The sequence below is a fragment of the Paraburkholderia domus genome (assembly GCF_905220705.1).
GTDB classification, from domain to species: Bacteria; Pseudomonadota; Gammaproteobacteria; order Burkholderiales; family Burkholderiaceae; genus Paraburkholderia; species Paraburkholderia domus.
On sequence record NZ_CAJNAT010000014.1, the window covers coordinates 22,678 to 42,645 of the forward strand.

Here is a 19,968-nt window from a genome sequence, read left to right on the forward strand (position 1 = left end):
TTGACGCTTCTCGAGGCGTTTAGCGACCCCGGCGCGCTTTCAGGAAATCCTCACACGCCGTTGCGTCGCCGTCCATCGGGTGTCACGCCCATATCTCAAAACGTTGCGAAATCTCCACTGCGAGGGGCAGCCTCTTTTGTCGCGGCGCTTATTCAGGTAAACGGCGCTGCGCCGCCAGGACTTGAGCCGGCTGCCGTATTGACCGCCTTGGCCCTGCACGTCCTGTAGCCGCTTTGTCATGGAAAGAAATATAATCGAAAGCTTTTGCGGCGGCGCAGCGGAACTCCGCGCCGCCCACCGGGTCACTTTTACTGGCCTCTGCAACCGAGCCTCGCGCGGCCGGTTCAAGCGGCGACACGGATGAGCGCCCCGCGGGTCGCGCATCCACGCGGCGGCCATCTGCGGTTCGGCCACCCGCGGGGCGGCCGTCCGCCGCAACACCTGATCCAATTTCAAAAAGCTTGGTGAGACGCCTGCCGCGCTGGACTAGCGCGCCGTCGCACGGGGCTGCTTTTGGCGCCACACAATGCAAAAGTCGCAATCCCGCTTGATCGAGCTCGATTTTTTTCGCGGGCTGGTCCTCCTCATCATCGTCGTCGATCACATCGGCGGCAGCATTCTGTCGCGCGTCACGCTGCATGCGTATGCGCTGTGCGACGCGGCTGAAGTTTTCGTGTTCCTCGGCGGCTTCGCCACCGCCACGGCCTACGCGGCGCTCGCCGAACGGCGTAACGAAGCAACTGCCCGCAGCCGCTTCCTGCGGCGCTCGCTCGAAATCTATCGCGCGTTCCTCATCACTGCCGGCTTGATGCTGCTGGTCAGCGCGGTGCTAAGCGCGTTCAGTATCGACGGCCCGAATCTGGCCACCACCGATCTCGACGATCTGATGACCACCCCCGTCGCCGCCCTGCGCGACATCCTGCTATTCCGCCGTCAGCCGTATCTCGCTTCCGTGTTGCCGATGTACGCGTTCTTCGCGCTGCTGGTACCCATGATCCTGCCGCTCGCGCGCAGCAAGCCGTGGCTGCTGCTGGCCGGCAGTGTTGCGCTGTGGGCGGGCGCACCGGCTGTCAACGCCTACCTGCCCGCCGCACCGGACATGCACTGGGATTTCAACCCGTTTGCCTGGCAGTTGCTGTTCGTGCTCGGCGTGCTGGCACGTTGCCAGCCGGTTTATCAACGGATCAGCACACACCGTCTCGGCTGGCTGGTCAGCGTGCTCGCGTTCGCCGTGGTGGCTGCCGCGGCCTACTACAAGCTGTTTATCGAACGCGAGCCGCTCGACGGCAGCTTCAAGCAAAATCTCTCCTACCTGCGCGCTGTCAATTTTCTCGCGATTGCGTGGCTCGTCGCGAACCTGATCCAGCTCGGCTGGGCGAGGAAGCTCGCGCAATGGGCACCGTGGGTCGGCATGATCGGCCGCAAAGGGCTGCTGTGCTTTATCGCAGGCGCCGTGATTTCGCTGGTCGTCGATTCGGTGCTGTATGCCGCCACCGATGGCTATCTGAACTATCCCCTCGGGCTGCTGGCGGATGCCTGCGCGGTCGGCGCGCTGTTCGCCGTCGCCAAAGCGTCGGAGCCGCTCAAGCGCTTCATGACGCATCTGTGGAGTTCGCGTCTCAGGACGTCGCCCTGAGTGAGTGAGCAGCTTGCGCACGCGCGCGAGCTTTTGCCTTGTTGTCGCTTGCCGCTCGCTTATCTAACGAGTTGCACCCCACTGGCGCTTGCCGATTTCCACCGCCGATACTGATAGCATGACAGCCGCGCTCGACCTGCGCGACGGCCTCCTACCCTGAAATGCGTCTATTACTCCATTCCGCACTCCTCGCGCTCTGCGCCGCCGTCGGCGCGCCGGCGAGCGCCAGCACCGTCATCAGCCGAAGCTTCCATTCCGAAGCGCTTGGCCGCGACTGGGCCTACACGATCTATCTGCCCACCGGCTACCGCCACGACGCCGCACGCATTCCCGTGCTCTACCTCCTGCACGGCAATAACGGCGACGCCAACGATTGGCTCACGCAGGGCCACCTGCAAACCACCGCCGACGCGCTGATCGAACGCAAGGAGATGCCGCCGGTCGCGATCGTGATGCCGCAAGGCGGCACGGACTGGTATGTCGATCGCAAGGAGAAGATGGAGACAGCGTTCTTCGGCGATCTGCTACCCGAGATCGAAACGCGCTACGCGGTCGCGACGCAGCGCGGCGGACGAATGATCGGCGGCGTTTCGATGGGCGGTTTCGGCGCATTGCGTTACGCCATGACCCAGCCCGAGCTCTTTTGCGGCGCGCTCCTGCTAAGCCCCGCGATTTATGCGAACGAGCCGCCGCTCGCTTCGGCGGCGCGCCGCGTCGGCGTGTTCGGCGACCGGCAGTTCGATCCGCACGTCTGGCATGCGCTCAACTATCCGGCGCAATGGGAGCGCTACATGAGCCAGCCGTACCGCCTGCCGATGTTCATCGCCGCCGGCGACGACGACCTCGCGATCCAGGCCGATGCATCATCCCTTTATACGCATCTTCGGCTGGCGGGAAATCCGGCGGCGCTGCGCATCATCGACGGCGGCCACACCTGGGATGTCTGGAGCGCGCTGCTACCCGCCGCGCTGAAATACACGCTGGGTTGCGCTAAACAGCCGGCGCGCGATCAGGAAAAGTAACCCGATGAATCAGCAGTGCTGATCGCGCCGGCACATTGCGTGCAACTATTGCACCAGATCGGTCCACAGCACCATCAGCACAGTCATGAGCGCGGGCCCGATGAAGAGGCCGAGAAGACCGAACGTCTCTGCCCCGCCGAGAATGCCGAACAGCACCAGCAGGAAAGGCAAGCGCGTCGAGTTACCGATCAGCACCGGTCGCACGAAATGCTCGGCGATGAACACCACGACCGAGCCGAACACCGCGAGTCCAATGGCCGCGGCAACCGCGCCTTGCGAGAACAGCCACAAAGCCGCGAGGCCGAACGTGATCGGTGCGCAGAACGGCAACATCGCGGCGATCGCCGTGATGAAGGCGAGCAGCGCGACGTGCGGCAAGCCGGTCACGAAATAGGCGACGCCCAGCAACACGCCCTCGCCGAGCCCGACCACCACAAGCCCCGACACCGTACCGCGCACGGCCGCCGCCATACGCTCGAGCAGCTGCGCGCCGTCGTTGCCGAAACCGCGCCGCACGCCTTTCATCAGCGAGCCGGACAGGCGCGGCCCCGCCTGAAAGATCACGAACAGCGTGATCAGCATGAAGGCGAACACCATCACGCCATGCGCCGCGCGCGCGCCGAAGTGGCGGCCAAGCGTCATCACTGTAGTGGTGTGCAACCCTTTCATTGCCGCCGAGTCGCGCAGCGGCTGGGCGAGATTGGCCTGCCACCAGGCTGAGATCTGTTGCACCCCGAACGGCAACCGCTCGATGATGTCCGGCATGGGAATACCATTTTCCTGCACGGTCTTGAACCACTCGGTCATGTCATGCGCTTCGCGCAATGCCTGCGTGATGCCGATACCGACCGGCAGCACGACCAGCAACGCGATCGCGAACGTCAACACAACGGCGATCAGCGTCGTACGGCCGGTGAACCAGCGGCTGCCCTCCACCTTTTGCAAGAACGGCCACAAAGCAATCGCAATGACAGCGGCCCACGCGACCACCGCAATGAAATCGCGCACGACCCACAGCGCCAGCAACACAAGTGCGATGTAAAGGGCGAGAGACGCCGCCTTCTGCTTTTTCAGGCAATCAGGCGGTGTCGGCGATTCGGGCGGCGCTACGGGGGGACGTGAAATCATGAAGGCTCTTAGGGTTTTGTGGATATGCGCGCGAGCCGTCCAGAAAAATGCAAACCCGTTACACTTGCGTCGCACGGTCGCTCATCAATAACCACATCTTAAAGGAAGCACCGGCGCCCTTTGCAGGCGGTACTCCCGTCGCACTGCGGACAACACTGCGTTGCAAAAATCCACGCTATCGCAAATTCACATCGCATATATCCCGCAAAGCCCCGTCGTTTCAGCTAAGCGTGAATGTCAAGTTTCATTGTTGCTGTTTGGAGAACAGTGTTTCAACTGCTGCACAATGGCTATCTGGCGCGCGCGGGACTACATTCGGCACACCACAATACGGAGCCGACGATGATGACCTTAGAGTCCATCCCCCTTGACGGAACCAATGGCGTACGCATCGAAATTCTCGAGCGCTCCGACACCACGCTGGTGATCCGCTGGGTCGAACCGGGGCGTTGTCACTATGGCGAGCAGCGGTGGCGGCGGCGGTCGGCGCATACGTCGGGAACGTGCGCGGTGACACGGCGCAAGATTCGCCGCGGCGACGCGGTGTTCAAACCGGCTGAACGGCCGGCACCTTCCAATGCTTCTGCGATGATTTGTGCTGAGGTGTTGGGCGCGCTCGCTGCTGAAGTTTGATTTTTTGCTTTGATTTTATTGCCAGTGCGACTGGCTGCGCGGCGTCTGTATGCCTACAAGCCCGCGGCACTGGCCTTTCCATTTCTGGATATCCACATTAGGCGGTTGATGCTTATGGTTCACGGGGTGCGCGCAATCAATGGTACGTCGTCATAGACGACTGCAGTTTCGTCAGCACGCCGCGTTTTAATCGGAACCAGCCTTCCGAGCTTTGCATCACGACTTCATCGTCTTGCCAGAACACGCGCTTGACCGTCATGCGCTTACCCGAGCGTTGCACAAGTGGCGGCTGGTGGCGAAAGTCGTACAGCACCGGGCCCGAATCAGTCTGCACGAGCGTGCGCGTGACGCTGTCATTTTCGTTGCCGACGTCATCGAAATGCGTGAGCGTGCTCGCGCTGAAACGATCGAAAATTTCCTTGCCGAGCATCCCCCCGAAATCGCGGTCGACGCGCAGGAATTGCACGTTACCCGTGGGCGTGACGAGCGGGCCGGACGCGTTGCTTTGCGCATGAACGCCAGCAACGAACGAGGTGGCTGCAAGCGCAGCGAGGAGCAGTCGTCTCATGTTCTCTTTTAGATTCAACGGCGTCTCCGACGATGGAGCCCGACCCGCAATCGTTCCTTGGGAATATTGTCGTCAATTTTGGTCGACACGTCGAAGGACTTTAACTGGCTGCGCCCGGTCCTGCAGTGACCGGCTCAGGTCGACCCGCAACCGTCACTCGACTCAGCGGCACGGTAACGGCAGTTCCCTGGATGACTCCGGGCACTGACAAGTCTTATAGACGACGTCGTCGGCCTGTTGTCGATCGACCTCTGTCATATCAAACGCCTGCAAGTATTTCAGAGCTATCGGTCTTCCGCAGTAGAACCCGGAGGCAGACCCGCTAGGGAGGTCGAAGTGGCGGGCTACACTGAGGCCAGCCAAGGGCGAGGCCCGGCCAGCTCCGATCGTGAGACGTTCCATGATCTCGTTCCCGACTAGCCGACATTGCCGCCGCCTCCCGAATGAATGCTAATCACAACGCCGCTGTCGCCCCCGCGGCGCATCTCACCGGCCCGTCTGGATAAGGGCATCGCGCTGCCCGAAATTACGTGCTGCGTCTGTCCGAATGCCTCGTCAGCGAAGGGTTTGTCTGGAACTCGACCCTGTTGCGGTCGAGCCAACCCCAGTCGCTGAGTTTATTCCGCGGGCTGATAATTCACTTTGCGCCGTTTACGGCGAAAATCTCCTTTGCCTGCGGCGACATCAGGAATTTGATGAACCCTTCAGCCGTATCGCGTTGTGAGGTGTTCGCCAGGAGCACGGCTGTGTACGTGAGAGTGCTCTGAAGATCACCTGGAAGCGGACCAAGCAGCTTGATGCCGGGTGTTGTCGCGATGAGCGGTATCGTACCCGCCACCATGTCGTTGCCCTTGCCCTTTAACACAGGTTCAAAGATGTCATTGGGTGCCGTACGCACAATCTTCGGCTTCAGCGTTTCTGCAATTCCCAGCCGCTCGAGGGCGTTTGCAAAGGCCTGTCCGGACTTAACACTGTTAAAGACAATGAGGTCTGCACCGAGCAAGGTGTTTTTAAGTTTCTCAACAGTTGAAATGTCGTACCCCGGAGCGTCCTTTCGGTTACCGAGGCCGACGCCAACGTGAGCGATGATCGGTCTGTCTCCGGCATTCACCTTGCGGGATTTCGTCAGATCTTCAGCGAAGTCCGGTTGAACGATAACTACGTCGGCCGCTTCGCCGCCCTCAATTCTTTTCTTCACAACGGGCGAGGGAGCGAACACCAGGATGACCTGATTGTGTGTCTGCTGGCGATAAAGATCGACCACCTTGGTCAATGCAGGCTCGAGGGGGCTATCGCTCATGACCATGATGTCTGCTGCTTGAACTGTCGCTGTGAACATGGATAATGAGCCGGCTAGGAAGGTACTCAGGCTGATGCGCTTAAGTCTTGCGTTCATGGTTTTCCCCCTGTGGGCGGACTCCCGGTGTTGGTCGTTGCGCGTTGGTGCAGGACGCCGCCGCTCACGGGAAGTTTGCGGGAGATGAAAACGGTTTGGTGGCGTCGAGCACGAACATCACTAGGGCGTGCAGTTCCGTCGAGCCACTGGACGAGACTTGCATCGCCATTCCAGCGCCGTGGCCGGGCTCGGCATGGCCTGCCTTGACAACCATCACCCCGTCTGGAGTACGAACGCTTTGTGCTCCGGTAAGTACGAAGAAAGTCTCCGAGCCCGGATGAGTATGCACAGGAGTCGTGCTGCCAGGAGCACCGCTAGCCGCATTGATCCTGAGTAGATATTGCGGCGCAGTAAACCGGGGGATGGGCCCAACCTCGGCCACCTTCGTGCCACCTGCGGACGATCCGCCCGCCGGCCCGAGCGTGAAAAGCCAGGCTTTGCCCGCCGACTCGGCGACAAGTGCCCAGGTGCCTGCGGCGGATTGTGCCTTCTCACGTGTCGGAAAGCTTTCTATCCTCCAGAAAAGTTGTCCAGGCGGTAACTCGGTGAGCTTTTTCTCGGCCAGCGACTTGACGACCAAAGGCGTCTGCGCGACCGCCGCCGATGGCAGTAAGCACTGTCCCAACGTCAAAACCGACAGCAAACTGATGAGCAATCGTTTCATGAGAACACCGCCGTTCGTGCATTGATACAAGCCTTTCTGGAGCGTCAGCTTGCGCAAATGAAGCACCCGCTCCGAATGTAAGAACGCTAGTGCACGAAGCGCGGCTTAGTCAGGCTCGTTTTCCCGCATCGCGAGTGACCGTTAACCAACCCGCAACCGCCTTCGAGACCGGTGAACAACGAAGCTGGCGACTGTCGCTTCCTGGCCGGTCTCTGCCAGTCCTGACCGGCTCCTGCCCCCCCCCAGGAAATCATCGGGAGCACACCGCCGGTCCTGCTCGCGAGCCGCCCGTAACTATTGATAAAAGCGGTTACCAATAGTAGTGTCTCGACCCTTTGTAGTGTCTCGACCCTTTCGGTGAGTGGATTCGGGAACAACAAGTGGCACAACTGTCGATCAAAGGGGCTGCAGGCGAAATGAGCTTGCTGATGCAACATGAGGTGAAGACGGGACGACTCTGTCGTTCATTGACACTGCGCGCCAGCGAGGACGGCAGGAGCGTGCAGCTGATCGAATGCGACGAGCGAAAAGCCGGAACCCAGCGCGAATACCGATTCGAGATCACCACGGGCGAACTGATCGCCCTGATTCGCTCGCACGGCGCCGAAGTGCCCGGAGAAAATCGGGGCAATCCTGCATATTCCGCGGCCATCCCGGTAATCACACAGGCGAAAACATGAGCGGGCTTCTTCAAAGCGCCCGCGCGTTACTTCGACGCGGGCAGGTAGAGCGCGAAAGCTCTGTCACACAGGTGACGGATTGCAAAGACGCGATTTTGCTAAAGTCAGCGCGCGTTCTGCCGAAAACGTCATCATGAACACACCGAAACCCTCCGACGCCGCGATCATCCATGCCGCGGTACAAACCCTGAAACTCCTCTGCAGGATTCGCGGGATGGAGCCAGACGATCTCGACGATGCAGTGATCGACAAGCTTCTCTGGAGTTCGTTCGAAGAGTATCTCGGCAGCGGCTCGATTGTCGCAGATACGGCTTTCGCCAGGCGGCCCTAGCGGATGCCTACCGCATGGCTGATAGTTTGGGTACAGTTCCGCGTGTGCGGGGGTTCAATCTGTGACCGTCACCTCAATTGCCTGGGGCTTGTCCAGCCGGAATTCGCGAATCCGGCCCGCTCGGACATCAAGTAGCAGGCGGTCTAGCGTATCCCGGTCCTGTAGCCTCAAGTCAGCCTCGCCAACCCGCAGGTTGTCAATCCCATCTGGTGTCGCGCGACGCATCCCAAACAGATAGGCAACGGCCTCGCTCGCGTCAAGAAAAAACGTTGCATCCTGGCCGAATCCTCACTTCTGAGGGCAGCATGGTACGGGATGCTGGAATGGAAGTGGTCGCCCCAGCAGATCTCAGGTGCCCTCACTCGTCCTTGCGCGCCCCGAAGAGCAGCGGCATCCAGAGCGGCTTGAACCACTGCGCCCACAGGGGCTCCGCCTTATGTGGAATGACCGGCTCGGCGCTCGGCGGCTTGCGAGCGAGCAGTTGTTCAAGCGTGACTTCCGCTATCCGGCGTCCCTCCGTAAAGCTCATATGAGCCGGCATCAGTGCGTTCAGTCCAAAAGGATCCGCGAGCAGCGAGCGCAACGCCTGCTCGTCCATCGCTTCGAGCTGCAGTTCGTACTCGATTTGCAGCGTGCTTTGCAATTCGGCCAAAGTCAGCATGTCGTCCGCCTCCAGGGTTCAGCGACGAAGGTTCATCGCATCTTCGGGCACACGGCTCACGTGGCTCGCCATTGACGAGCGCCAGCGACCGCAGCCGTCTCCACCATGCTGCCGTCTGAGCGCTTCGCGTGCTGCGCATCGCTTCTGTAGATGAGCAGTATGGCGCATTTGTGCGAAGCAGCAAAGACCATTTTCATGCCGAGACGCACTCGGGCTAATCAGCCCCGCTTTCAGCCACAAATCAATGGCTTACCCTTATACCCACCCACTAAATCCGACCTAAGATTGACATGGTGCATTGCACCATATCTGCTTGAGCTTCATCGTGGCTGAGCTCCCATCTGTGCCTCACCCAAGCGCTTCCCCACAAACCCGCGCGGTTTCACCACTGGAGAAATGATGAGCACGCCGATTCCCGAGCAGTTTGTCGCAGCACAGAAGGCCGGCGTGGAAAGTTTTTTTGGCCTGGCGAATAAGGCCTTTGGTAGCATCGAGCAGGTGACCGAACTCAATTTCAAAGTCGCCAAATCGACGCTTTCAGAGAATCGGCAACTCGTGGCCAGCCCGCGTTCGCCCAAAAACCCACAGGAATGGATCGCGTTGCCGGCCGGGCTCGCGCCGCCCACCCTCGAAAAAGCAACGTCGTATGGTCGTCAAGTCGGCGAAATTGCGTCGAACGCCTATTGCGAATGCTGCGCCGCTGTCACCGCGCAGCTTCAACAATACCAGCATGCGGCGCAGGCATGGATGGAGAACTTCTCGAAGCAGATGCCGACGACGGCCAAGCCGTTCGTGAATGCCTGGAAGTCAATCCTACCCGGCAGTGCAGCGCAGGAATTCGTCAAAAAAACGAAGCAATTCCCCGAGACGGCAACCGCAATCGCGACGTCTGCCGCGGGCGAATGAGGCGCGCGCCAAGGCGCCTCACCGCCTGGCGCGTTCCGCGAGTACGCTAGTATCGTCGCAAGTCTGCAATGGTCGCCATCATTGCCCGTGGGGCGTGCATGGCGATCAGTCGACGGGGCAGACCGGTGTCGCAGTAAAGAAATCAGCAAGAGTCAGGGCGAACCAGAGAGGAATGCTTATTTCGCAGGATTGTAGAATTGCTCGGGGACTGAACGATGCCGTCCATCTCACTCTTCATCTGGCCTTTCGCCATCATGTGCATGGGTTCGATATCGCCTGAAATGATGCGGGCGCAACGAAAGCTCTTAAATACCCGCATAGATCGTGCGATGCGTTTGATAGCTCGATGGTCTTGCTCCACCACGTTGTTCAGATACTTCGATTGTCGAATTTTGATCGGCACTTGCGATCAGCATTGATCGCACTTAGCCCTGCGAGATTTGCCCCGCTCCTGTCGATCGTCTCCGTCTCTGGTGCGCCGCTACCAGCGACCGCCTTTTCGACATAGCACCGGGCAGCGGCATTGTCCCGCTTGGCGCCGAACATGAAGTCAACTGTGTCGCCGGCCTTTATCGACGGCCCGACACAAGTACGTCCATTCGCTTGACTTTGATGTGGATCTCGTCCATTCGCCAACTTCGGCCGACCTCTTGCTCGCGCGGCCCGAATGTCTTTCCGAGCGCAGGTAGCTGCTTGCTAGCGCACCGGTGCACCGGTGCACCGGGAATGATCGACCGACACTGCCCGCCCGGACATCAGTTCTTCGAAATGTCGAAGGCTCAGCGGGCAGGCGACATACCAACGTAGCATGCCAGCATTATGGCCAGCGGGTAATGCAGCGTTCGAGCGCCCTGCTCACTGCGGCGTTCGGGGTCTTGATCAGTCACATCGTTCGTCTCGGGACGCTCACCATAGCAGATCGGCTTGCTGCTGCAGAACCTCTTCGGTCAGTTGCTCCTCTCGCGACACAACAGCCGTCACGTCGAGGATCTGGCAAAATCGCTGTACAGTCTAATGTCCGCGCAAACCGCCGCGCAGGCAGACAAGAATAATTAAAGTGACGGACGGGACTGGCGCAACGGATACCAGTTGAAGACCCGTCTGTTGAGTGAAATGCACGTTCATGCAATCACTCTCCCCTATGGACAAGAGTAGCCAGCTTCATCCAGGTTTGGTACTTGTTCTTTGCTGCCAGATCATTTGCCTGGGAGCGTTCGCATACAGTGCCGACGCGCACCGGCACAGTACGTGGCTGGGATTGGCTACGGGGTTTAGCATGCTATTCGGACTGGTTCTCTCACTCTGCTTTTTCGGAATGTGGCGCAACCGTTTGGACGAAACTGATCTAGAGGCCTCATGGCCAGCCCACCGGGGCGCACAGGCGGTCCGCCAGACAGATAGCGCACTCGTGCGAACGACTATGTCTAGCTTAGCCTTTCGGCGATGCCCTCAATTTGATGTATTTTCCCGTCGACAATCCAGGGGCGACATTTGCCGTGAGCGTGCGCGCGCTCACTGAAGCAAAACGGATGGCATCAAGGACCGCCTGTGCGCGCTTTGCGATTATCGATTCGGCCTCGTCTGCAGCTTCATGATGCGGTGCTGAATCTGCTCCGAGGTAGCCATCGTCGGTTCCTCAATTCGTTCGATTTGGATTGCACTACGCCGTGTCAGAACAAGGTCTCCTGCGCCGCAAAGACGGGCCTTAGCGGGCCTTCAACTACGAGACCAGCGTCCCTCAAGAACGCGAGCACGCTTCGTGGAGGCGCGTGCAGTTTCCGGGCGAGCGTCGAAGCATACTCGCCGACCGGAAAGGCGGGATGACAGTCATCGAACGATTCGAGAAGTTCCTGGACAAGTTCGATTGGAACCTTAAGCCCCGCTTGTACAGACAGCACGCGCAACTGGCTCGCCGACAGCGTGGCATTCGCCACCCACGTAAGGTCGTCGGCGGCAGCAGACGCCTTGATGCCCGCCACCAGATAAGTCGGCTCTTCCATATCCTCGATAAAGGGCAACAGAGCGCGACGCTCGGCCAAGCCTTGCAGATAATAAAAGAGCGCCATTCTTGCCGCGTTTTTCTGGTCCGCCTCGACCCAGTAACGTTCGCTGAGATATCGCAGCACATCGGAAAACGCAACTTCGCGCACCGCTGCATCAGTGTTGGCTGACAAGATGAAGCGACTGAATACATCAGCCTGCCAGCCGCGACGGTCCATGCCAAACGCGTCTTCTCCGCAAACTTCGATATCGACTTCGGCAGGCCACTGGTCACAAGGCAATGCCATTTGCTTTTGCAGCACCGCCAGCTGTTGCGCGCGGCTCAACTGTAGGTAGAAAGCGTTGTCGGCAAAAACGAGAGGCGACGTCGACGCCGACGACGCCTTGTCAGCGGCTCCCGGAATAGAAGGGGCGTGCCACTCTCCGGCCGGCAACGACGCCGAGCGTCGCTGAGCCTTCTCAAAAGGGACGAGCCAACTCTTGTTCTCAATCGAGTGAAGCACGTACTGCCGTAAGTCAGCCCATCCGTGGATGCGAGCGGGCTCCGGTAGGCTTACAATAAGCGTCGGCACCTCGAGCTTCTCGACGCGGTCGAGAGGCACCGTAAGAGGCAATCCAGGGATGGCGATTTCAACGATAAGTTGACCGTCCGCTGTCTCAGCCACAAAGTCGACCGGAACGTGAACGACCTTGATGTCAGCTATGGAGTCGGTCCACTGGATGAGGAAGCTCGGAACGCGACCTGCGCCCGGCTCCCCGCCGACAAGCGGCGCTTTGATGAACCTGCTTTCCAGAAGGATGTGCTGGGCGGCTGCGCGCAATGCATAGTGTGCCGATAGTCGGCACGTTGCCCGGTGTGCGTGTCTGAAATATGGAAAGCCGTTTTCGGGGGCTGTGCGCTGCAGTTCTTTGCCGCAGGCAACGCAGAAGTAAGCGGAGCGATGGGACGCAAATACATCGCTCGCAGCGGCCACATTCGCCGCCGAGTCCCTTGCAAAAACGATACGCGCAGCCTTGGGCATAGGCAGTACCGGTTCGTTCGTACGTCTCAGTTTTACCGCACATGGGTTGAATTTGCCTAACCGTTAAGCAAAAAGCGTTGTGAATTGCATACGCCGGTTGTCATCGATTTCTGACACTGCTGCGGCAGCAGCGAAGCATGCGCAACGCAACCCGGCATTACTTCTCGCTTAGGCGTGGCTCGTCTTCGGAAAGAACACGACGTTTGGCAAACCCTCGAAATGCCGGTCGCAGGTCAGTAAATCCGCATCTTGATTTCGAGCGGTTGCGTAGACGATCGCGTCGGCCGTCGCCAGCTTGTGTTCCCGATGCAGGTCAGCGGCCAGCAACGCGATCGTCGTGTCCATCGGGACAACCCGACATTTTTGTGTGTAGGCGATAACTTCGTCGGCTTTCTCCTCCCCGACTTCCCGTACCAACCACTTTGACAGTTCGAGCTGCACGATTGTTGGCACGACGCAATAGGGCTTATCCGGCAGCGCGTCGCTGAGCCTTTTGCCAAGCACGCTACCCGTCAGCCATTCGATCCAGGCCGACGTGTCCACTACTCGAAACGGTGCCGTCATCAGTACCGGTCCTGCCGGTCACGGTAATCACTCGTGTCGGCGCCCTTCGCCATTCCAGCCAGTTGCCTCAGCTCGGGCACGGGCATTAGCAGCACGCCCTTGCCTTTGAGAATAAAAACGAATTCCTGACCCGCCTCCCAATGCTGTTCGTCGCGAACTTCCTTGGGGATGGAAATTTGAAACTTGCTGGATAACGTGGCAAGCGCCGTCACTTTTTACTCCGAGTCGATCGATATGCTATAGGTAAGAATACACTTTATCGTGCACACTATCAACTCAGCCGTGGTGCGTACCCGCGCACGCCGCGCGGCTGCGGTGCATTGAAGGGAAAGTAGCAGCGCTACGGAAGTAAAATTAGAAGCGGTACAGCAAGCCGCGGGCGGCGAGTCGACGCGCAGGTTCGCGCCTATGGTTCGTCCGACGCCGATCTGACTTCTAGAGGAGTAACTGCATGCGTCCGGCAGGGACGCTTACTATCGGCTCGCCAAGGCCAGCATCGAACCAGTACATCGCTTCGTTCCACAGCGGCATGAATAGTCGGCTGCCAGTTCCGGAGTAACCGCTTCATCGATCGTGAGTCCATAGGCGATACAAAGCTCGTCGCCCGGCATCACATCCCTGAGCGTCTAGATGAAGACCCTCCCCCGCTCGTCCTCGATCGCCTCACAGTTCGGCTGGCAGGAGTGGTTCAGCCAGCGGGCGCTGTTGCCGCCGACGCTGCCGTCGATCACGCGCCCTTCAGCCAGGCCGAAAATAAACGTGTGGCCGGGCACTCCGGAGCGCCGGTACCGGGCCGAGGCCCGCCGCCACGAGGTCACCTCACCGCGATATTCGATGATCCGCTGGCCGGCAGGAATCGCCTGTAGCGCGAACACGCCTCGCCCGTGAACCGATGATTTCCTGACCGTCACACGCCGCACTTCATCACTCCCGATCCGTTGAAGGCTGCGAGCATAGCGAGCGGCGCGCTGCACGGCAACCGGTACCGTCGCGTCAGAACAGCCTGGTCTGTCTCGGATCGCGTGGCGGGGGTCGCGATACGTCGCTCCGGCTGGTTTGTCGGCGTTTGCCGCTCCTGTCTCCGACGCGCTGCAGCCGGGCCAGCATCAGGCATTCGACTGCGCCATCGTTGAAGCGCACCTCGAACACGCCGGTTTCGCCGGATGGACACGGCGCCGTTGCGCGGAACGACAGGCGCAGGCCCCGCTGTTTCGCGCGGGCAATCATCTGCGTGCGGCTCATGCCCTGCCAGCAATCCGAGATGAAGCGCGACACCGTCCCGGGCATCGACTCATGCGCGACGCCCTGTGGAAGCGTCAGTCCAGTGAGCAGATAAATGTCAGCCATGCAGCCGGTTTCCCTGTTGGCGAGTCAGTCTGCATTTATACCGCCTTCTTGCGACGCGTTGCAGCTTTGGCGGTCGGCCCGGTGCGGGACGAACCGGTCGGCCGTGGTGCCTTCCGCACTCCAGCCGAGGCGGCCAGGGCGGCCGATGGCCGGGTTTCCCGTGCGCGCGCTTCCGCCTCCCGCAGCGTCATCATCTCCGTCTGCAACCGCACATTTTCTGCCTGAACGGCATCCAGTCGCCCCTGCAGCACGCCCGCCTGATGACGCGCGTCGCCGAGTTGCGCCTGCATGGTCTCAGAGGCACGACGATGGTCGTCGTCCTTCCGGTCCGCACGACGCGAGGCTTCTTCCAGCTCCTTCTGCAGCTTCGCGGCGGTACTTCGCTCGCGATCGATCTCCAGCAGCGCGCGCTTTTCGGACGCCCTGAGACGCTCCTCGGCGCGCTCAGCCGCTTCGCGCTGCTTTTCCAGATCGCGCGAAAACCCTTCCCTCACCTCCGCGAGATCGCGGTCGCGCGCAGCCAGCGCCGCGCTGACCCGCGCCAGTTCTGCCTCGAGCGCCTGCCGCTGTGCGTGGCCCTCGGCCTGGGCTTTTTCCAGATCCCGCACCTCAACCTGCGCGGCGAGCAGGGCGGCCGTGCGTGACTCGAGCGCTGTCTCGGTGCGCTCGAGTTCGCCGCGGGCAGCCACCACCGCCGCCTGCGCGTCGGCCTTCTCCACCTCCACCTCCGCGCGCAGCGCCTCGAGTGCAGTCTCAGCCGACGCGGTGGCGCGCGTCCAGAGGGTGGCGACCAGTTCCCCGGCGGCCGCACCGAGATCGGCGGGCAGGTCGGGATGGTCGATGCGCACCCGGCTTTTCTCGCGCAGTTCCGCCTAGAACTCACCGAGCACGGCGGTCGGCGTGCCCATGCTGCCGCGCCGTACCAGTTGATAGAGCCGGTTGGCGGTCGGCGTGATGCCGTAACGGAAGAACAGCAGCGCGCACACCTCGCGATACAGCTCGCGGGTTTTCGGGTGCGCGCCCTTCAGGCGCTCGATCTCGGCGGCAAGACAGGTTTCGTCGGGCAGGACGTCGGACATGGGCGGAGGTTCTGGAGAATCTGTAAAATAATGCTACGTAAAACGCACTATTTTTTACTACATTTTCGTCATACACGACATTAGGCAGAGATTTTTTTGATTACCGGTCGCGGATCAGGTCCGACGACATGGCGATGCGCTGGTTGCCGCGACCGCCAACCAAAAAAATCTCTGCCTAATGTCCATATTGTTTATGTCGTTGCCTGCAGCAAACGCACGGCACCCCAATCCACTTCAAAACACTCCAAAGACTGCCCTGCTGGTCCCTCCGCAGCCCATCGAAACGCAGACCGTCCCACCTGAACAGAATGGCAGCGCGGGGAAAAATCGCGCAAAGAACGGCATCGTAGGCAAACGACGTGCGAAGGGGCCGTCGCTTGAGGAGGCCATGAGCCTCGCGTCCTCGCTTCGCAATCTCCGGCCGACGGTCCTGGACACCCTCCTCTCGCACTGCACGCGCGTCAAGGTCGTCAAGCTGGCGCGCGATCTTGGTGAGGCGAGCGGCTTTCCCTGGGGCCAGGACCTGCAGAGGCACGTCGACCGGCTCGGGCCCGGCCGGCGTTGGACGAGTAGCCGCAAGGGCGGCCCCCGCCTCACGCTGAAGGCCTGATCTGCACGCCCCCTTAAGGATCAACGTCCTCTCAATGAACGATCAATACCTCAATACGGTTCGCCTCATGCTGGCGATTGCGCCAGATGTTTTTGACACGCCCCACTTCGCGATGAAAGGCGGCACCGCCATCAACATGTTTGTTCAGGATCTGCCCCGCCTGTCCGTCGATATCGACGTGGTCATGTGTTCACATGAGCCGGGCCGCGACGAGGCTCTCGCCATCATTCATGACGAACTCGCTCGCGCCCGGCAGGCCATCGAACGGCAGGGGCACACGGCTACCGTGGCCGCCGCCAGCGGCAGAAACAAAGGCGACGACGTGAAACTGACTGTCGTCCGCTGAAGCCCAGGTCAAGGCCGAAGTGAACTACGTTTTTCGCGGCACATTGACACCGACGGTGACACGGAGTGTCGTGCCGCGCGCACAGGCGATGTTTCGCGTCGACTTCGAAGTGCCGACGCATGCCGACGCCGAGCTTTACGGCAGCAAACTCGTTGCGGCATTGGACCGGCAGCATCCGCGCGATATTTTTGATGTACAGCACATGTAAGACACTTATGGTCTGCGCGAGGATGTCGTGACCGCTTTTGTCGGCTATCTGGCTGGTCATAACCGCCCCGTCCACGAGGTACTCTTTGCGAAGCCGCGCTCGCTTGAGGACGAATACGAGGCCGGTTTTGTTGGCATGACCGTTGATCATGTCGATCTGGCCACACTTGAGGCCGTTCAGGCCCGACTCCACCATGACCTTCCACGGGCGCTGACCGCGGAGCACCGCGAATTTCTCACCTCGCTCGTGAGACTCGAGCCAGACTGGTCACTGATGCCGTACGACGATCTACGCGACCTGCCGGCAATCCGCTGGAAAATCGAGAATCTTGGCAAGCTAAGGACACGCGACGCGACCCGCTTTGCTCATCAGGGCGCGCTACTGGAGGAAGGCTTCGCGGCGCTTGATGACGGCTAGACGTGCAGGCGTGCTTCAAACCGACAACGGACAACAGTAGCCCGTAAACCAAAATCGACCGGCACCGGTGCGAGGTTGTCCGCAATTCCACTTTCGTTGTCATAGGCTCGTCGGGGCGGCCGCAACGCCGGATCTTGCTAGCGATTGCCTGCGTAGTGATCCTGCACACTTACTGCGAGATAATATGCACATGGTTATGCGCATGGGGGTCTTACATGATTCACGCACAAGCTCTGCCAGCGGGCAAATCATCGTCATTTCAACCAGCTCGGCGCAAGCGCACCAACGTGTCATTGCCGTCTGACCTGCTGGACCGCGCTAAAGAAATGGGCGTTAGCATCTCGCGTGCAAGCGAGCGAGGGCTGCGTGAGGAGGTTCACGAAGCTGAGATCCGTGCTTGGGCAGCGGAAAACGCAAGCTTCATTGCCGAGATGAACGCACGCATCGAGCGCGACGGCCTACCGCTCGGTGAGCGCCGGATGTTCTGATGGCCCGTTTTGATCGGTACACAACCAGTCATCCGGGTCTAGCAGGCTGCGGAAATACCCGAAGCAATCGCGAGCGACTTTCCTCCCGAAGGGGAAGCTGGAGTCGCTTTTTCCACCATCCGGGAATTGATTGCCCGATTCCCGTCTCTGGTGGCTAGTCGGTGCCGTTTTTAGCCCCGATTTAGCTTATTGCGCCACCTGCGCACGGATTTGTCCCAAGGTGCGCATACGAACCGGGTTGTACGCCGCCATCGTCAGCACAAACATCTGATCCACTTTCTTCAGGCCGCGCACCATCACCTGTCGCATGCCCCCAACGGTCTTGGCCCAGCCGAATCCCTGCTCGATCAGCTTGCGCTTTTGCTGTGAGACGGCGTAGCCCTCGCTTTGGGCAATCGCATCCGGCACCGCCGAATGGCGTCCCGACTTGTTCTGCGCCATATGCGGCGTGACCTTCATGTCCACACAGGCTTGCACGAACTCCTGGGCGTCATAGCCCTTGTCAGCTCCGGGCGTGATCTCACGAGCCGGGTCACCGAGCGCCTGTCTGGCATCGTTAATCATGACCCTGGCGGCTTCGCGCTCGGCATAGCCATCTGCGATTCGTCACCACGGCATTGGCCACCAGACCGTGGCGGTTGTCGCTCAAGGTATGGCCTATGTAGCGCAATTCACCGGCTGCGCCGCCTTTGCGATAGAGTCGTGCATCAGCATCGGACTTCGACTCATGGGTGTCGTTGCTGCGCTTCTCGCCTTTGAAGTTGCCCCCATCGCCGTTGGCCTGGTCGTCATCGTCACGGCGCACAAAGCTCTTATGGCCGGCCCAGGCCTGGATCAGCGTACCGTCGACGCTGAAGTGCTCGCCGGATAGTCACGCTTTCTGTTGTGCAATGGCCAGCACCTCATTGAAGAACTCGATGACCGCGTCATGTTTAATCAGCCGTTCCCGGTTCTTGGTGAACACGGTCGGCACCCACACGCTGTCGTCCATCGACAGCCCAATGAACCAGCGGAACAGCAGGTTATATTGGACCTGCTCCATCAATTGCCGCTCGGAGCGCACGCTGTACAGCACCTGCAACAACATCGCCCGCAGGAATTTCTCCGGCGCTACGCTCGGGCGGCCGCCTTTGACGTCAGCTTCATACATGTCGGCAAACAGTCCGTTCATCTTCGACAACGCGGCGTTGGCCATCTTGCGAATCGCGCGCAGCGGATGATCCGCTGGAACAAAGTCTTCCAGCTTACGCATCGTGAACAAACTCACGGTGAACGTGTCGGCGCCGCGCATCATTTCTCAGGGTAGTGGCTTCCTCAGCATAACGTTTCGTCCGACTCATCCGCTGACTTGCCGTCGTCGGTATTCCCGCAGCCTGCTAGGTGGAACGCCCGTCAGCTTGCGCTTGCGCAGCTTCGAGAATTCGCAACGCCAACAAATTGGCGGCTGGCTGGCGGCTATGGGCAGGACGCTCGACCAAGCCAACTTCCCTGAAAAAGGTGGCTTCGCCAAGACTCAAAGCAACAACCTCCTTCGGAAGCGACAACGCAGATGTCGACGGAAGTAGCGCCACTCCCGCACCACGCCGAACGAGTTGAACAATCCCCTGAAGTTCGTCAAGTTCGATTGCCTCTTTCACGGAAATTTTCGAGCGGCGCAGAAATTGATCGACCAACCTGCCGTCGAAAGCGTTTCGATCGTAGCGGATGAACGGCTCCGACTCCAGCAACGCTCGCCACGTGAAATGTTGATGGGTTTTCGGTGCCAGGAGGAAGAACGGCTCAGATAACAACACTCTCCACTGTAGATCCGCGGGGAGGGTGAACCTGGGTTTGATTATCACTGCCATGTCCACCTCCCCGGAATCCACTTGTCCCAGCAGATTCAGGGAAACCCCTGGAACCAGCCTCACACGGCATTCGGGATTCTCAGATCGGAAAATTGCAAGTGCATCCGCAAGAAAAGACGCCTGCGCCGAGGAGATGGCGCCGACCCGGATCAGGCCGGCACGGGAGCTTGCCGCGCCACGGCCAAGCTTTGAATAGGCCGCCATGATTTCGTCCGCTACGGCAAGAGCCTCGTAGCCGGCCGAATTGAGCACGGCGTGACGGCCGCTCCGATCAAACAACGAGAGGCCAAGTTCCTCCTCAAGCCTATGGATTTGCGCACTAACAGCCGATTGCGTGAGCCCGATATTGGCGCCAGCGCTAGCGAACGACCCGTAGCGCACCACGGCCAAGAAGGTCTGAAGTTCCCGAAGCAT

At 60.1% G+C, this 19,968-nt stretch carries 20 protein-coding genes and 6 pseudogenes; 11 read left to right on the plus strand and 15 right to left on the minus strand.

Translation table 11 applies throughout. The annotated features are described in order from the left end of the window. Nucleotides 1-526 precede the first annotated feature (526 nt). Complete coding sequence (locus KHO31_RS22345; RefSeq protein ID WP_201078242.1) at nt 527-1,636, plus strand: OpgC domain-containing protein; 1,110 nt, start codon at nt 527-529, stop codon at nt 1,634-1,636. A gap of 161 nt (nt 1,637-1,797) precedes the next feature. Further along, the gene (locus tag KHO31_RS22350; protein WP_201078240.1) at nt 1,798-2,658 is read left to right on the plus strand and encodes an alpha/beta hydrolase; all 861 of its coding nucleotides are present in this window, start codon (nt 1,798-1,800) and stop codon (nt 2,656-2,658) included. Between the two features lie 45 nt (nt 2,659-2,703). Here KHO31_RS22350 and KHO31_RS22355 read toward each other — a convergent pair whose 3' ends face one another. Then, nucleotides 2,704-3,786 (minus strand): AI-2E family transporter, encoded by a 1,083-nt coding sequence (locus KHO31_RS22355; protein WP_211624192.1) that lies wholly within the window; start codon nt 3,784-3,786, stop codon nt 2,704-2,706. Nucleotides 3,787-4,131: 345 nt separating this feature from the next. On the opposite strand from KHO31_RS22355, the gene KHO31_RS22360 reads away from it, so the two are divergent. After that, entirely contained in the window at nt 4,132-4,419 is a 288-nt protein-coding gene (locus KHO31_RS22360) for a DUF3331 domain-containing protein (protein WP_074289999.1), read from the plus strand. Between the two features lie 136 nt (nt 4,420-4,555). Here the strand turns inward: KHO31_RS22360 and KHO31_RS22365 are convergent, their stop codons facing one another. The 3 genes from KHO31_RS22365 to KHO31_RS22375 form a co-directional block, all read right to left on the minus strand. Continuing rightward, nucleotides 4,556-4,987: a hypothetical protein gene (locus tag KHO31_RS22365; RefSeq protein ID WP_201108975.1), complete on the minus strand. Its 432-nt coding sequence runs from the start codon at nt 4,985-4,987 to the stop codon at nt 4,556-4,558. A 637-nt stretch (nt 4,988-5,624) separates the two neighbouring features. Next, nucleotides 5,625-6,383 (minus strand): molybdate ABC transporter substrate-binding protein, encoded by a 759-nt coding sequence (locus KHO31_RS22370; protein ID WP_201078234.1) that lies wholly within the window; start codon nt 6,381-6,383, stop codon nt 5,625-5,627. A 64-nt stretch (nt 6,384-6,447) separates the two neighbouring features. Beyond that, on the minus strand, nt 6,448-7,047 hold the full coding sequence (locus KHO31_RS22375) for a cupin domain-containing protein (protein ID WP_201108976.1): 600 nt from the start codon (nt 7,045-7,047) through the stop codon (nt 6,448-6,450). A gap of 416 nt (nt 7,048-7,463) precedes the next feature. On the opposite strand from KHO31_RS22375, the gene KHO31_RS22380 reads away from it, so the two are divergent. Both KHO31_RS22380 and KHO31_RS22385 read left to right on the plus strand, forming a co-directional pair. Beyond that, a complete protein-coding gene (locus KHO31_RS22380; RefSeq protein ID WP_407945956.1) occupies nt 7,464-7,727 on the plus strand; it encodes a hypothetical protein in 264 nt (87 codons plus the stop codon). Nucleotides 7,728-7,860: 133 nt separating this feature from the next. Then, nucleotides 7,861-8,058 (plus strand): hypothetical protein, encoded by a 198-nt coding sequence (locus tag KHO31_RS22385; RefSeq protein WP_201078230.1) that lies wholly within the window; start codon nt 7,861-7,863, stop codon nt 8,056-8,058. A gap of 54 nt (nt 8,059-8,112) precedes the next feature. Here the strand turns inward: KHO31_RS22385 and KHO31_RS40040 are convergent. Together KHO31_RS40040 and KHO31_RS22390 are read right to left on the minus strand one after the other, a co-directional pair. Then, a pseudogene (locus KHO31_RS40040) lies at nt 8,113-8,310 on the minus strand (hypothetical protein); the annotation flags it as partial. Nucleotides 8,311-8,416: 106 nt separating this feature from the next. Continuing rightward, on the minus strand, nt 8,417-8,719 hold the full coding sequence (locus KHO31_RS22390) for a hypothetical protein (RefSeq protein ID WP_201108977.1): 303 nt from the start codon (nt 8,717-8,719) through the stop codon (nt 8,417-8,419). Nucleotides 8,720-9,118: 399 nt separating this feature from the next. Here KHO31_RS22390 and phaP point away from each other — a divergent pair, with 399 nt between their 5' ends. Next, on the plus strand, nt 9,119-9,625 hold the full coding sequence (gene phaP, locus KHO31_RS22395; protein WP_201078226.1) for a TIGR01841 family phasin: 507 nt from the start codon (nt 9,119-9,121) through the stop codon (nt 9,623-9,625). Between the two features lie 176 nt (nt 9,626-9,801). Here the strand turns inward: phaP and KHO31_RS22400 are convergent. From KHO31_RS22400 to KHO31_RS22430, 7 genes and pseudogenes are all read right to left on the minus strand, one after another. After that, a pseudogene (locus tag KHO31_RS22400) lies at nt 9,802-10,443 on the minus strand (IS6 family transposase). A gap of 852 nt (nt 10,444-11,295) precedes the next feature. Further along, nucleotides 11,296-12,648 carry a hypothetical protein gene (locus KHO31_RS22405; RefSeq protein WP_211624193.1) on the minus strand — a complete coding sequence of 451 codons (1,353 nt, stop codon included), beginning with the start codon at nt 12,646-12,648 and terminating at the stop codon, nt 11,296-11,298. A gap of 168 nt (nt 12,649-12,816) precedes the next feature. Further along, entirely contained in the window at nt 12,817-13,212 is a 396-nt protein-coding gene (locus tag KHO31_RS22410) for a type II toxin-antitoxin system VapC family toxin (protein ID WP_201078222.1), read from the minus strand. Then, nucleotides 13,212-13,424: an AbrB/MazE/SpoVT family DNA-binding domain-containing protein gene (locus KHO31_RS22415; RefSeq protein WP_201078220.1), complete on the minus strand. Its 213-nt coding sequence runs from the start codon at nt 13,422-13,424 to the stop codon at nt 13,212-13,214. The genes KHO31_RS22410 and KHO31_RS22415 overlap by 1 nt, the downstream gene beginning before the upstream one ends. A gap of 261 nt (nt 13,425-13,685) precedes the next feature. Further along, nucleotides 13,686-14,132 (minus strand): annotated as a pseudogene (locus tag KHO31_RS22420) (SET domain-containing protein). Nucleotides 14,133-14,205: 73 nt separating this feature from the next. Beyond that, the gene (locus KHO31_RS22425) at nt 14,206-14,559 is read right to left on the minus strand and encodes a hypothetical protein (protein WP_201078218.1); all 354 of its coding nucleotides are present in this window, start codon (nt 14,557-14,559) and stop codon (nt 14,206-14,208) included. Between the two features lie 35 nt (nt 14,560-14,594). Beyond that, a pseudogene (locus KHO31_RS22430) lies at nt 14,595-15,638 on the minus strand (DNA-binding protein). 364 nt (nt 15,639-16,002) lie between these two features. On the opposite strand from KHO31_RS22430, the pseudogene KHO31_RS39380 reads away from it, so the two are divergent. The 5 genes and pseudogenes from KHO31_RS39380 to KHO31_RS22445 all read left to right on the plus strand — a co-directional run. After that, a pseudogene (locus KHO31_RS39380) lies at nt 16,003-16,248 on the plus strand (type IV toxin-antitoxin system AbiEi family antitoxin domain-containing protein); the annotation flags it as partial. Nucleotides 16,249-16,282: 34 nt separating this feature from the next. Next, nucleotides 16,283-16,594: a nucleotidyl transferase AbiEii/AbiGii toxin family protein gene (locus KHO31_RS39860; RefSeq protein WP_321207351.1), complete on the plus strand. Its 312-nt coding sequence runs from the start codon at nt 16,283-16,285 to the stop codon at nt 16,592-16,594. A gap of 19 nt (nt 16,595-16,613) precedes the next feature. Beyond that, a complete protein-coding gene (locus KHO31_RS39865) occupies nt 16,614-16,802 on the plus strand; it encodes a nucleotidyl transferase AbiEii/AbiGii toxin family protein (protein ID WP_321207350.1) in 189 nt (62 codons plus the stop codon). A 27-nt stretch (nt 16,803-16,829) separates the two neighbouring features. Continuing rightward, nucleotides 16,830-17,219 (plus strand): hypothetical protein, encoded by a 390-nt coding sequence (locus KHO31_RS39870; protein ID WP_321207349.1) that lies wholly within the window; start codon nt 16,830-16,832, stop codon nt 17,217-17,219. Nucleotides 17,220-17,434: 215 nt separating this feature from the next. Beyond that, nucleotides 17,435-17,707: a type II toxin-antitoxin system CcdA family antitoxin gene (locus tag KHO31_RS22445; protein ID WP_211624194.1), complete on the plus strand. Its 273-nt coding sequence runs from the start codon at nt 17,435-17,437 to the stop codon at nt 17,705-17,707. Between the two features lie 186 nt (nt 17,708-17,893). On the opposite strand, the pseudogene KHO31_RS22450 reads toward KHO31_RS22445, so the two are convergent. Further along, nucleotides 17,894-18,998 (minus strand): annotated as a pseudogene (locus KHO31_RS22450) (IS5 family transposase). A gap of 85 nt (nt 18,999-19,083) precedes the next feature. Further along, nucleotides 19,084-19,968: a LysR family transcriptional regulator gene (locus tag KHO31_RS22455; RefSeq protein WP_211624195.1), complete on the minus strand. Its 885-nt coding sequence runs from the start codon at nt 19,966-19,968 to the stop codon at nt 19,084-19,086.

Bases quoted from the DNA above. Each gene is read 5' to 3' on its own strand.
- KHO31_RS22345 (WP_201078242.1), top strand. From the start codon at position 527: ATGCAAAAGTCGCAATCCCGCTTGATCGAGCTCGATTTTTTTCGCGGG.
- KHO31_RS22350 (WP_201078240.1), top strand. From the start codon at position 1,798: ATGCGTCTATTACTCCATTCCGCACTCCTCGCGCTCTGCGCCGCCGTC.
- KHO31_RS22355 (WP_211624192.1), bottom strand. From the start codon at position 3,786: ATGATTTCACGTCCCCCCGTAGCGCCGCCCGAATCGCCGACACCGCCT.
- KHO31_RS22360 (WP_074289999.1), top strand. From the start codon at position 4,132: ATGACCTTAGAGTCCATCCCCCTTGACGGAACCAATGGCGTACGCATC.
- KHO31_RS22365 (WP_201108975.1), bottom strand. From the start codon at position 4,987: ATGAGACGACTGCTCCTCGCTGCGCTTGCAGCCACCTCGTTCGTTGCT.
- KHO31_RS22370 (WP_201078234.1), bottom strand. From the start codon at position 6,383: ATGAACGCAAGACTTAAGCGCATCAGCCTGAGTACCTTCCTAGCCGGC.
- KHO31_RS22375 (WP_201108976.1), bottom strand. From the start codon at position 7,047: ATGAAACGATTGCTCATCAGTTTGCTGTCGGTTTTGACGTTGGGACAG.
- KHO31_RS22380 (WP_407945956.1), top strand. From the start codon at position 7,464: ATGAGCTTGCTGATGCAACATGAGGTGAAGACGGGACGACTCTGTCGT.
- KHO31_RS22385 (WP_201078230.1), top strand. From the start codon at position 7,861: ATGAACACACCGAAACCCTCCGACGCCGCGATCATCCATGCCGCGGTA.
- KHO31_RS22390 (WP_201108977.1), bottom strand. From the start codon at position 8,719: ATGCTGACTTTGGCCGAATTGCAAAGCACGCTGCAAATCGAGTACGAA.
- phaP (WP_201078226.1), top strand. From the start codon at position 9,119: ATGAGCACGCCGATTCCCGAGCAGTTTGTCGCAGCACAGAAGGCCGGC.
- KHO31_RS22405 (WP_211624193.1), bottom strand. From the start codon at position 12,648: ATGCCCAAGGCTGCGCGTATCGTTTTTGCAAGGGACTCGGCGGCGAAT.
- KHO31_RS22410 (WP_201078222.1), bottom strand. From the start codon at position 13,212: ATGACGGCACCGTTTCGAGTAGTGGACACGTCGGCCTGGATCGAATGG.
- KHO31_RS22425 (WP_201078218.1), bottom strand. From the start codon at position 14,559: ATGGCTGACATTTATCTGCTCACTGGACTGACGCTTCCACAGGGCGTC.
- KHO31_RS39860 (WP_321207351.1), top strand. From the start codon at position 16,283: ATGAACGATCAATACCTCAATACGGTTCGCCTCATGCTGGCGATTGCG.
- KHO31_RS22445 (WP_211624194.1), top strand. From the start codon at position 17,435: ATGATTCACGCACAAGCTCTGCCAGCGGGCAAATCATCGTCATTTCAA.
- KHO31_RS22455 (WP_211624195.1), bottom strand. From the start codon at position 19,968: ATGCTTCGGGAACTTCAGACCTTCTTGGCCGTGGTGCGCTACGGGTCG.